At 83.7% G+C, this 307-nt stretch carries 1 protein-coding gene; it reads right to left on the bottom strand.

All coding sequences use genetic code 11. The features are described 5' to 3' along the window. Nucleotides 1-108: 108 nt before the first annotated feature. A partial coding sequence (locus AC1MIR_RS27820; protein ID WP_480031409.1) for a hypothetical protein occupies nt 109-307 on the bottom strand: 199 nt, incomplete at its 5' end.

The raw sequence follows: 307 nt of genomic DNA, 5'->3' as shown, positions 1-307 counted from the left end.
CACCCCGCGGGCGGGGCCGCCCCACCCCCCGGCCCCCCCCCCCCGGCCCCCCGGCCGGGGGGGGCGTCGTTTCGGGACCCTGCCGCCGCCGCGATGCGGCGCAGGATGTCAGCCGGGAAGCGTGGCCAGCAGCGCCACCAGGTCGGTCTGGCGCCGACAACCGGTTTTCCGACGAATCGCCGCGAGCTGGCTGCGCACCGTCTCGTGCGAGACACCGCGGCGCGCCGCGGGCGCCGTGGCCGCCCCGCCCCGCGCCCCCGCAGCCCCCCCCGCCGCCACCGCCCGCGGCAGGCCGCCCCGGCGGGGG

It is taken from the genome of Falsiroseomonas sp. RANM36, assembly GCF_056682175.1.
Note: the sequence above shows the minus strand (reverse complement) of the source record. Positions and strands in the feature narration are given on the sequence as shown.